Raw genomic sequence first — 12,383 nt, 5'->3', positions numbered from 1 at the left:
AATAGCATCTTTATTATAGCGGAAATGCAAAATGATAGGGCAAAAATACTATTCATTTACTAAATGGGGCCATCACTTAATATATGTGAGCTAAATACAGCAAATTGCGGTTAATTGAGTCATAATACCCGCAAGATAAATGAAAAATTATTTTGAAGGAGCGTTGAATGCCACGTAAGAAAGAGGTCGTTAGTGGGACTTTCGTTAAGTACGATGCGGTAGTTCTCGGTTCAGGCCCTGCGGGTGAAGGCGCGGCGATGAAACTTGCTAAATCCGGAAAACGTGTTGCGATTGTGGATATGCGCGATCAGCTTGGCGGCAACTGCACGCACGTCGGCACCATCCCAAGCAAGGCGCTGCGTCAGACAGTATCCAGCATCATCCGCTATCAGCGTGATCCAATGTTCCAGAAAGTCGGTGAATGGAAACAGTTCACCATGAAGCAAGTGCTCCGCAACGCGCATAAAGTGATTCAGCTGCAAGTCGACACGCATTCACGCTTTTATGACCGCAATAAAATTGATATTTACCACGGCCGCGCCTATGTGCAGGACAAAAATACAATTCTGGTGTTCAGCGAAGACGGCTTTACCGAAACAATTGTGTTCAAGCAGCTGGTGATTGCGACCGGTTCGCGCCCGTACCGCCCGGACATTCTGGACTTCAACCATCCGCGGGTTTTTGATTCAGACAAAATTCTGGATCTGGACTTTTCAATCAAAAAAATCATCATTTACGGCGCGGGCGTCATCGGCTGCGAATATGCCTCTATTTTTATCGGCCTGGATCACAAAGTTGATTTGATCAATACCCAGCCGAAGCTGCTCAGCTATCTGGATGATGAAATTTCAGATGCCCTGTCTTACCACTTGCGCGAGCAAGGCGTACTGATCCGCCATAATGAGCAGATTGACCATCTGGAAACGCACGATGATCATGTGGTCATGCATTTGCAAAGCGGCAAAAAGATTAAAGCCGACGCGATTCTGTGGTGCAACGGCCGTTCAGGCAACACCGACGGACTGGGCCTGGAGAACATCGGCCTGAAGCCGAACAGCCGCGGCCAGCTGGCTGTCAATGACCAGTATCAGACTGAAGTTGAAAACATCTATGCCGCCGGCGATGTCATCGGCTGGCCGTCACTGGCCTCGGCTGCCTATGACCAGGGGCGCTGCGCGGGCGCCAACATGAGCGGCGAACAGGACGTTGCGCCAGTGACGGATATTCCGACAGGCATTTATACCATTCCGGAAATTTCTTCTATCGGCAAAACTGAACAGCAGCTGACCGAAGAAAAAATTCCTTATGAAGTTGGCCAAGCGTCCTTCCGCCATCTGGCGCGCGCGCAGATTACCGGCGACACCGTTGGCGAACTGAAGATTCTTTTCCACCGCGACACTTTGGAAATTTTGGGCGTGCACTGCTTCGGCAACAACGCGGCTGAAATTATCCACATTGGCCAAGCGGTGATGAACAGCCCTAAAAATACCATCAAGTATTTTGTGGAAACCACCTTCAACTATCCAACCATGGCGGAAGCCTACCGCGTTGCGACCTTGAACGGCATGAACCGCCTGTTCTAAGCGGTTTTCCAGCCTAGCTATGATGAAAGCCTGCAAGCCTCCGCTTGCAGGCTTTTTTCTGATGCGGTAAAAATAAGCGACAATCCGCCCAAGCCAAAACGCCCAGCCGCCTGAGAGGAAATTATGGCCATACGTTCCGTTTCAATCCAAGGCTTCCGCTCAGTCAGGAATATCTGCCTTCCTTTATCGCAGCTGAATATCATCAGCGGGCCAAACGGCTCCGGCAAGTCAAATCTGTACAAGGCGCTGCGCCTGCTGCATGAAGCCGCCAGCGGGCGCCTGTCCGCAGCCATTGCGGAAGAAGGCGGCATGCAGAAAGTCATGTGGGCCGGCGGGCAGCGTTATGGCGACCTGAAGAAAGCGCACAAGCGGATGATCCTGTCGGCGGAAATGGAGCATTATGAATATCAGCTGGAAATCGGCTTTCCTGAGCCGCTGATCAGCCTGTTTGCGCTCGACCCTTTAGTGAAGAAAGAAGCGCTGTGGCTGAGCGGCTATCAGCGCCGGCCGGCCAGCATGCTGATGGAGCGCCTAAATCAGGCGGCCTTCCTGAAAAATGCCGATGGCGAACGGATGGCTTACCCGGCGTCACTGACGCAGGAAGACTCGCTATTTGGGCAGCTGTCCGACCCGCATTTGTATCCGGAAGTTTCTCAGGTGCGCGAGGCAATGAAAGGCTGGCGCTTTTATCATGAATTTTCGGGCAGCGCCCGCTCCGCCATGCGCACGCCGCAGGTCGGCATACGCTCGCCGGTGCTGGCGCATGACGGGGCAAATCTGGCTGCCGCCTTTGAAACCCTGCGTGAGCGCGGGCAGACTGAAACTTTATTTGCCGTGCTGGAGCAGGCTTTTCCCAACAGCCATTTTTATGTTGAGGAGCTGGGCGGGCGCTTTCAGATGATGATGAAGCGTGAAGGCATTTTGCGCGCGCTGGAAAGCGCGGAGTTTTCTGACGGCACGCTGCGCTTCCTATGCCTGGCGGTGGCGCTGCTGAGTCCAAGACCGCCGAAATTCATGGCGCTGAATGAGCCGGAAAACAGCCTACATCCCGATTTATTGCCAGCTTTAGCAATGCTGATTGCGGAAGCCAGCCGCTATACCCAGCTGTGGGTGACCAGCCATTCGCTGGCGCTGGCGGAAATGATTAAAGGCTATTGCGCGGTCAGCCATTTTCAGCTGGATCAGCAAGCCGGTGAAAGCATTGCGGTTCAGCTTGCCTAGGCGGAACGGATTTAACCTCGGCTGCGCCTGACCTGAGCAGCCTGTTCTATTTTGAATAAATTAAGGCTTGGCAAAATTATGCGCCGTAATCAGCAGGCCGTAACTGGCGTTCAGGTAATCCCCCGCCATAATGGTGTCCTGACCGTTGGCATGATGCACCACCAGCTCCTTCCGAATGGCGTCATAGCTGAATGAATCAAAGCTGTCCTGATGATGGCAGAGCCAGGCTAAAGTGTCCTGCAGCCGGTCATCGACGATATAGGTATCCGCCTGAAAGTTTTTAGACATGAGCATTCAGCATAAGAAAAATAATCCGCGCTATTTTAACCGCTTTGCGCTAAAGCCGGAAGCTCAAATAAAAAGTGAGCTTGCGCTCACTTTTTCATCATTTTGTCACGCCGCATTTCCGGCATTCCTTGTGTGCTCCAATCTCTTCCATTTGTTCATACTCATAAATGTGCATGCAGAAAATTTTTCTAAATAATTGAAGCATATTATTCAAACTCCTGTTTAATTTTATAAAAACGCTTCCTTAATATTTCATCCTGAAATATTGCGATTCTGAAATAAAAATCACTCTTACTTATTAGCATATGTTTCGGTTAAATCAAATATCTTTCATCTGATTTCATCGCTTTTTAATGCCAATAAAGCAGCGCTTTTTATTTAAAATGCTCATAACTGGGCAGAAAGCCTGCTTATCTGCAGCTAAAAATCATGCTTGCGCTCAAATTCTACTCAAAATATCGAGGAAAATTCATGAAATAAAGCGGCGCAGAAAATTCTGCGCCGCCTGCTGTTCAGCCGGGCAATGCCGCAGCCCTTAAGGCACTGTCGGCGCCGGCTTCAATGCATTGATAATGCTGGTTACCTTGCCGCCAATTGCGTCTTTCATGTTCACAGAAATGGTCTTCTGGCTGGAATGCTCCGAGTTATTCGGATCATTCAGGGTTAAAGTTTCTGTGGACTGCCGCGTTTGCCCCGCCGTACCCGTTCCTGCATATGCATCCTTAATCGTGCGGATTTGCCTTAAATCGCCGCTGTCTATGCTGCCTTGCCCGCCCAGCTCAAAACCGGACTTCTGATCTTTTTTAGTCTTCTCAGTGACCTTGACTAGAGATGTATTGGTTTGATTAATGGACGCGTCCTCAATAGGCTTCCCTTTGCTATCCACTGCTAAAGACTGAAATTTTACATTTTCCATCGTCGCTGCCGGTGTCACTGCCGGAGCGCCCTCCAGAGCATTTGGCGGGCTGACAATCTGGAATTGCTTAGCCGTAATCACTGAACCTGTATATGCCGTTTTATTCGACTTTTCAATATCAAACCCTGCTGAAACGCCGCCTGCCTGCCGGACATCATTGGCGGGGCCAGACGCATTATTGCCTGTCACTTGCCGCTGCACATTCTCATGCGCTTTTGTGCTTTTTTGGGCGTTTTCAAAGCTGGCGCCGACATTAAAGCCTGTCGAACTGCGGCTGCTGGTGCTTTCCGCAACCTTAAATTCCGTATTGCCGGACTGCACCGTTACCGCATTTCCGCTGCTGAATTGCGTTCCTTCAAAACTCGCGCCGTCATTCGCTGCAATATTGATATTTCCTGCGGCGTTCAGCCCTCCAGCAACTGCAGTAGACGAACTGGCCTTAGATTTATTTTGGCTATAAGCCGCGCCCGCTTCTACATCCGGCGTGCCTTTAATATCAATGCCGACTTTGGCATTGACATCAATGCTTCTGCTGGATGAATCCGATTCATGCGTATCATGAACCGCGTTGTAAGCAAGTTTCGACGCTGCTAAATTTATGCCGCCGCCGGAAGAAAACTGGGTGCCGTTCAGCTGCGTTTCACCGCTGGAAATAGAGGTAATATCGCCGGAAGATACAAAAGATGAGCTTCTTGCCTGCGTATCTTTGCTGTTCGCCGCGGAAGATTCCGAACTGTACTGCGCTGAAATGCCCACCGCCAGCTTAGGCCCGGGCTTGCTGCTGCCGGATGCCGGGTCGCGTTCAGTTGCCCCGCTCGCCTGCTTTCCTGCGCCGGCCGCTGCCGTTGCGCCTAAACTGGCTTGTGCCGAAACGCCGGCGCTGACGCCCGCTTCTGCATACAGGCCAATTCTCGCTTCATGTGACTGGCTGCTGCTGCGGAACGTCTGGCTGTCTGCAACAGCTTCATCTTTAATGCTGGCGGCGCTTTGATATATGCTGCCCGCGCTCACTTGCGTTGCCTGATCCAAAATCGAGTTTTCAGCAATCCGCACAAAGCTTCCGGTTGACTTAAATGCATTGCCTTGATTTGTGACGGTGCTGTAAGACTCATCGCTGTTCTGTATTGCTGTTCTTAGGCCCGCACCAGCCTCCGCAGAGGCGCTGGCGGAAGCGGAAGCGCCTGCGCTTAGCGGGTTTGGATTAGTCACGTCAGCCGATGCGCCCGCTTGCGCGCCGGCCTGTGCTGAAGCATTGCCACTGATATAAATGCCCGCCAGCTTGCTGGAGCTGGAGCGTTTTTCATCATGCGTGTCCTGAACAGCCAGATTCTTAATGTCTTTGGCTTCAATTCTTAAGCTGGCTGGCGCGCCTATCGGCTTTCCGTCCTTATCCCACTGTCCTGCCTGCACATCTGCACCTTGGAAGGTTGCGCTATCCTGCACCTTGATCAGCATATCTGAACCGGATTTCAAGCTGGACTTGCGATGCGTCAAGCTGTTTACCGACTCTGATTCTTTTTCATGCTTGGCGCCAAAGGTTACGGTGCCGTTGGCTTCAGCGCTGGCGCCGGCACTGACACTGGCGCTGGCGCCATTGACGCCGGCCTTCACGCCGGCTTGCGCGCTGGCCTGCGCATTGGCGTCGCCTTCTGCAAAGATGCCGACAGATGTCCGGGTCATGTCGCGTGATGTATAGGAAGTATTTTTACCAGCTTCCACCAGCAGGTCTTTCGCCGCAATCGCCAGCGCCCCGTCTACGTCAACATTTGAACCGCGGACATTCACCAGGCCATCTGACACAATGGCTAGGCTGCCTGCGGATGTAATATTTGAAGCGACACTGCTGCTGGAACCGCTTTTTTCAACAGTTTTGGTCTTTTCCGAAATTTTCAGCGCCGCCTCGCCTTTTGTTGAGGCGGAAGCGCCAGCCTGCGCGCTGGCCGACAATTTAGTGACTTTCGCGCCCGCAGACGCTTTCACTTCGGTATTCGGCTCATCTTCCGTTGAGCTGCCGTATAATTTCTGCGTAGAATTGCCCTGATAATTGCCTTTTTTATCTTTTTCCAAACTGTCCGCCGCCGCGCCATAAATCGGATCGCCGCTGCTTGAGCTGCCTTTGGTCGATTTTAAATAGGCGGTGGTCGTGGTGGTTTTTTCATGGCGCTCTTCATCTTTGCCATCCAGAATATCCACACCCTCTGCGCCGCGGATTATGCTGAAGCTGTCTTTATCACGGATGCCGATATTCGAGCCTTCAATCACTGCCTTGCTGCCAGCATCGATGATCAGGCTGCCGGCATTCAAATTGCTGGCCTTATTTTTCCCTTGAAAATCTGATGTTTCTACAGTTTCTGAACCCCAAACGCCGCCTCCTACGCCAAAGCCCGAACGCGAGGTCACGGTCTTGGTTTCTGAAGTATCCTGATCGGCTAAAAGCTTAAAGTCGCCGCCGGTTTTCGCATACAGCACGCCGCCGGCCGTGGCGTCACTGCCTTTAATTACGGTGTCCTTGCCGCTGTCAAGGATCAGATTTCCGCCTGCCTCTATCACTGAGCCCATATTCGTCACGGTGCTGGTTGTGCTGCGCCCGTTTTTAATCTTCTGGCTGGAAGCTTCGCTGTCCTGAATGGACAGAATATTAATGTTTTCACCGGCTTTTAATGCAGCGGCGCCGCCCGCCTTCAGCTTGGCGCCAATATTATTGATATCCTTGGCAGCATCCAGCACTAAAGCGCCGTCACTGACGATGCTGGATACGGCGCCAATGGAGGTCTTGCGGTCTGCATCGCTGCCAGCTGTATGTACTTGGGTAATGTTATTGATGGAGCCTTCCTTAGATGTCAGGAAAACATTGCCGCCTTTAATCTGCGCGCCAATATTATTGATGTCTTTTTTGGCATCCACCACAATATTGCCGCCGCGGATTGCGGCATTTTTATTGTCCAGCGCATCCACTTCCAGATAGGTCAAATTCTTGCCGGCAATCACAGCGCCGGAGCTGCTGATGCTGTCAATGGTGGCCTTGCTTAAATACACCTGAGGCACAAGAACTTTCTGGCCGGCTACTTCCTTAGCCACCATCCAGACAATATCCTTGTCCAGGCTGCTGATCTGGCTCTCTGTCAGCGCCTTGCCGTATTCAAGTTTTGAAGATGCGGAAAGATCAGCGGCCTGATCAAAAAGCTTCTGCATTTGATCGGACATGGAGCTGTTGGCATACAGCACGGCTGTGCCCAAGGACGAAATCAGCTGCTGGCGCACCAAATTCATTTCATAGCCATTGTCGCCTAGGCGCTTCATCACGGCATCCGGGTTAATGCCAAGCTTGTTCTGCAGGTAGTCTGAGCCGATAACATTGGAATTTTCGCCATACAGCGGGTTGGATTCGACCAGATATTTAGCCTTTGGATCTTTCACCGCAACATATTGGCCGTAATCCGAAACCGGCAGCGTCAAATCCAGCGCCGGAACCTGAGCGATTGGCTGAACGGGCTGAATGCGCACATCTTCAGTGTATTTAGTGCTGTCCACCTGTTTCTTCGGCGCATCTGCATCCGCAGCACTGTCAGGCGCATCTGCATTTGCTTTTTTATCTGCTGCCTGCTGCTCAATTTGACAGGTCAATCCAAGGTTCTGGCAAAGTTTTTTATCATTATTTAAAGCCAAATGATTGAGATTGCTCTCAGATTCATTGGTCAAATTTTTTGCTTTTATATAAACAGTGTTACCCGTAACAGTGGCTTTAGACTGCGCAGTATCAGTTTGAACATTTTTAGGAAGCAATGCTTTAAAGCCATCAAGTTTGACTTTATTCCGAATCGCATCAATTACATTTTTAACATTATAGGTAACTGTATAGTCATCATCTGCCCTATCCGTCACAGTCGTGTATTTAGCGGTATTGCTGTCTTGATAAGAATAATAAATTCCCGATAAGCCTTTTATAGCATCAATATAATTATTTGAGCGATTGAAATCTCCATCATCATCAATATTATCTAATTGAATTTTTCCTGGATTTTTTGAATCCAACGAAACAACTGCTCCAGCTCTGTTGCTGTGATCGGTTAATAATAAATATTTTAATTCAAAAACTTGATCACGATATAGGTCAAGAGATTGGTTAGTGAAATTGTTAGTTCCATTTATATTAACGAGTCCAGCGCCATTACCCGCGGCATAAATTTTACCGCCGATGTTTTTTGAATCATCTGCATAGTTGATAATAATATTTCCGTTATTTGCGCCAATTTTGGCTTGGCCTATATCTCCATTTAGGTAATTTTTGATTGTATTGTAATCACGCTCCGCACCCGCTTGTACATCTGTGCTCTTTTTCCAAGTCTCCGTGACTATGCTGCCTTGCACGCCATCATCACCGCCGCCTTTAATTGCCACTTGCGTGGTATAAATAATTGTATTGCTCGCACTGTCATTAAAAGATTCATCCCCCCAGTCATTGTCACTGGTTAAATACATCTGCGGCGTTTTCCACGTTTCAGTGATATTGATTTTATGGCCGTAGTAAGTCCGTTCATTTTCAAACTTGCCTGACAGCACAAGCTGAATATCGCCTGCATTGGCCAGCACATTATAGTTATTGATAAAATTATGCCCGTAAACCGTCAGGCCTTTGCCAGCCTGCAGATTGCCGCCGGAAACCTGAGCCATATTGGCATTCATTTTATTCCAGACATCGGTTTGCTTCGCTTGCGCATTGCCGATGGTTAAAATATTGGCAGCATAGATATCACCTGAATTTTCAAATGCATTTTTTCCAGTCAGCACTGTATTCAGATTTAAATTATTTAAAGCAATAATGCCTGATTTTTCAGCATTCTTCAGTGTTTTGGCGTCTAAATATAAATCGCCTTTAGCATGAATCAGCTTATTGTTCTGAATTGCATTTGAAGCCTGAATTTTTGCCGTGCCTGATGCTTTAATGGCATTATTATTTTCCAGATTGACCGCTGCAATGCTGGAATTATATAAATTAATCTCGCCGGCATTCTTTAAATTGCCCGCCTTAATTTCAGCGTCATTCAGCGCATTTAATTTGCCAGTGTTATTGAAACTGTTCGCGAAATTCAGCTTTGCCCAGTCAATATTTAAAATGCCGCCAGCATTGTCTAAATCCGCAAAACTGATCTGAGTGTCAGCCAGCGCATCCAGTCCCTGCACATAAATTTCGCCGCGGTTGACTGCCTTACCGCCCTGCTGGCTGAAATTTGCATGATTGCCTAAGAATAAATAAGCGCCATTTGCATTATTCAGGCTTTCAGCCTGAATGAGCGAGGCATCCTGCGCGCCGTTTAAATTGACATACAAATCGCCGGCATTATTCAATGCGCCCAAATTCTGCGCCTGCAGGGACTTGTAGATGTAAATGCCGGCATTATTGGCCGCTTTGCCTGTATTGCTTAATGCGGTTTTCTGCAGCTGATTTGCCGAAATTACCGCGTCATCTGCGGAAATTTGGCCGTCATTCGCAATACGGTCGGCTTTCAATTGCAGCGTATTGGTGCTGACAATGCCGGCAGGCCGGTTTTGAATCTGCTGCGCCGTCAAGCTTACAGCGCCTGCCTGCTGCGGATTAACCGTATAAATCTTGCCGCTATTGGCAATATCCTGCGATGCGCTTAAATCAATCAAGTCCGCTGCAAAAATTTCACCGCTGTTTTCTAAGCTGCCGGCGCTGTTTTTATTGGCTTTTAGATCTACAGTGCTGCCAGAAATATTGGCTGTATTTTTAATCTCAGCTGCCGTGACCTGAACTTTGTCGGCATTCACGGCGGCGTTATTGATGAACTGCTGCGCATCCAGCTGCAGCTGCAGGCCGGCTGCAAGCTGGCCGCTGTTTACGACATTGGCCTGCTGCGCATTGACGCTCAGCTGATTTAACGCCGACAGGCTGCCCTCATTGTTCAGGCTCTGCCCGCTCAAATGAATGGCAAGGCTTTGATTGCTGGCAATTTGCGCGCCTTTTGCATTTTCAAGCTGCAAGGCGGCAATAGACAGGTCCTGATCTGAAATGATTGCGCCGCTGTTCTTTAAGCTGTCCAGGCTGGAAAGCTTGAATTGGCCTGAAACAATCTGCCCCTGATTCTGCAGCCTTTTTAAATTGGCATCGGTGGCCGCCTGCGTGCTGATTTTGCCGGTATTATGCAAAGCCTGCGCTGCCAGGCTTAACCGCCCCGCTGTAATTGCAGAAGCGCTTTCAGCCAGATGAATGGCATTCTGCGCTGAAATGCGCTGTTCATCCGCATAGGTCGCGCCTTGCAGATTCACATCGGCAGTTTCAGATTTCAAGCTCAATGTCCCATTCGACTGGATGGCTGAATCTTTGCCTGTATTGAGATTATTTCCAGCTGTCACGGTCACCGCATTTTCCGCAGCAGCTTTCCCATCCAGCTGAATATCCTGCGCGCTGAGATCCATGCGCTCAGAACTCAGCAGCTGCGCCTGCCGGTTCACAGTCAAATTCTGCAGGGCATGCGCTGCAAGCTGCTTTCCGGCGGCGGATTTTCCATGCAGATCAAGCGCGCTGGCATCCAGCCGCAAATTATTCAGCGCGTATAAATTGCCTTCCTGCCTGAGCAGGCTGCCGGCTTTAAAGCTTAAATCCGCGGCTTCCCATGTGCCGTTTAAATTCATGTTCTGCGCATTGACCGCATTTGAATTCTGTACCGAAACCAGCGCGCCGGCGCCGCTGCTTAAGCTTCCTGCAATGTTAATTTCCGCATCGCCGCTGTACAGCGCTCCCAGCACATCCGCATCGGCAGCTGCAATTGAGGTCTTATTTTGGCTGATCAGCGCAGCATTCTGCCCAAGCGTCAGCTTGCCCTGCGCCTGAATTTGCGTATTCAGCGCCGAAGTTTCAGCATTCACCGCCATCTTGTCCGCTTTCAGGCTCAGCTGCTGCGCAGCTTTGAGTTTCACCGCATCTAAGGTGAGGCTGCCCGAAGCGGCCTGCACTGCAATATTATTGGCGGCTGCCTGAGTATCCGTCAGGATTAAGTCCTGCTCACTCTGCAGGGTAATCTCTTGGGCAGCGCTCAGCTGCGTGCCATTGGCGGTCAGCTGGCCGCCTTTCAGGCTCAAGTTTCCGGCATCAATATGCGAGCCCTGCAGGCTGGCGCTGGCTGCCGAACTGAGATTCAGGTCTGACTTGGCCTGAATTTTGGCATCTTGCGCAGTCAGTGAATGGCTTTGAACATCAATCGTGTTTTCAGCGTAGAGTGTTCCATGATTAAGCTTTACATTCAGATTGCGCTGGCCGGCCTGTCCAAGCGCAATATTAGCGGCGGTCAAAGCGCCATCAATATTCAAGCTTTGCTGCTGCGCCGAATGGTTTTGAATGCTGATCTTCTGCTTAGCGCTGATCTTATTTTTTAATTCAATTTCACCTGCGGCATTCAGGGTGAAATCTGCAGCGCTGGCTGCCGCATCGCCCGCCATGCGCACGCCCACCCCCTGTTCTGTCGCAATCAGGCTGATCCGGTTGGCGTAAATGCCGCCCAATTGCGTTGAATCAATTGCGTATTGCGCCGCAGCGCCGGTGCCGGCCAGCGCGGCTGTTTTGCCCGTCGCATAATCATATTGATGCGCGCCGGCAACCGCCTGCAGATTCTGCGCATTGATTTGGCCGTCCACATTTAAGCTGCGGGAAAGCAGGCGCAGCAGGCTCGCGCCGTCTGCAGCCAGCCCTGCGCCACTCACCGCAATATTGCCTTGGGTAATATTGAAATTGGCGATGCTGCCGTCTGCATTGAATTTTGGCGTGCCTGTGGTTAAGGTTGCCTGATCGGTATTGATAAAGCCGCAGCCTGCGCAGGTAATGCCGTAAGGATTGGCAATAATGACATCCGCCCTGGCGCCTGCAACTTCAATGTGCCCATTCAGCGCGGAACGGCTGGCGCCGGTCACCTCATTTAAAATCACTCTAGCGCTGGCATTCAGGTTGGCATTGGTCATGATTTTGCCCGCCAGCTCAGTCATTGCTGTCAGCTGGCCGGGCGTCTGCGCCGCGTTATTTAAAACCTGCCCGGCTTTGTCTACGTTATAGTTCAGGTAGCGGTTGTGTGAAATGCCGGCAGCATTTGCTGTCGCAATATCAATCACCTGCACGCCATTATTGGCATTATGCACTTGAGTGTTGCTGCCATCCACCGTGACATTGGCAAAAGCCGCCTGCACAAACAGCATGGCAGCCACGGGAGTCAATACGGCAAGGAAATGGGAGGTTTCTTCAGAACTGCCTGCGGACTTGCCTTTGCTGCCTGAAGTCTGCTTGCCTTTAGCGCCTACATTTTCAGCCACCACATCAAACGCATTTTTAGCTTTATTCCAAATGGTTTTATAAATATGATTCATTT

4 protein-coding genes are annotated in these 12,383 nt (G+C 50.2%); 2 read left to right on the top strand and 2 right to left on the bottom strand.

All coding sequences use genetic code 11. The features are described 5' to 3' along the window. The first annotated feature begins 167 nt into the window (after positions 1-167). The gene (sthA, locus tag BEN74_RS16960; protein WP_068907533.1) at positions 168-1,583 is read left to right on the top strand and encodes a Si-specific NAD(P)(+) transhydrogenase; all 1,416 of its coding nucleotides are present in this window, start codon (positions 168-170) and stop codon (positions 1,581-1,583) included. 123 nt (positions 1,584-1,706) lie between these two features. Continuing rightward, positions 1,707-2,804 (top strand): AAA family ATPase, encoded by a 1,098-nt coding sequence (locus BEN74_RS16955; protein ID WP_068907531.1) that lies wholly within the window; start codon positions 1,707-1,709, stop codon positions 2,802-2,804. A gap of 60 nt (positions 2,805-2,864) precedes the next feature. On the opposite strand, the gene BEN74_RS16950 is transcribed toward BEN74_RS16955, so the two are convergent. Together BEN74_RS16950 and BEN74_RS16945 are read right to left on the bottom strand one after the other, a co-directional pair. Next, positions 2,865-3,092 (bottom strand): hypothetical protein, encoded by a 228-nt coding sequence (locus BEN74_RS16950; protein WP_068907529.1) that lies wholly within the window; start codon positions 3,090-3,092, stop codon positions 2,865-2,867. A gap of 535 nt (positions 3,093-3,627) precedes the next feature. Next, complete coding sequence (locus BEN74_RS16945) at positions 3,628-12,381, bottom strand: filamentous hemagglutinin N-terminal domain-containing protein (RefSeq protein WP_068907524.1); 8,754 nt, start codon at positions 12,379-12,381, stop codon at positions 3,628-3,630. Positions 12,382-12,383 lie beyond the last annotated feature (2 nt).

This window comes from Acinetobacter sp. WCHAc010034 (assembly GCF_001696615.3).
Lineage (GTDB): Bacteria > Pseudomonadota > Gammaproteobacteria > Pseudomonadales > Moraxellaceae > Acinetobacter.
This window is presented reverse-complemented; position numbering and strand designations above follow the sequence as displayed.

Bases quoted from the DNA above. Each gene is read 5' to 3' on its own strand.
- BEN74_RS16955 (WP_068907531.1), top strand. From the start codon at position 1,707: ATGGCCATACGTTCCGTTTCAATCCAAGGCTTCCGCTCAGTCAGGAAT.
- BEN74_RS16950 (WP_068907529.1), bottom strand. From the start codon at position 3,092: ATGTCTAAAAACTTTCAGGCGGATACCTATATCGTCGATGACCGGCTG.
- sthA (WP_068907533.1), top strand. From the start codon at position 168: ATGCCACGTAAGAAAGAGGTCGTTAGTGGGACTTTCGTTAAGTACGAT.
- BEN74_RS16945 (WP_068907524.1), bottom strand. From the start codon at position 12,381: ATGAATCATATTTATAAAACCATTTGGAATAAAGCTAAAAATGCGTTT.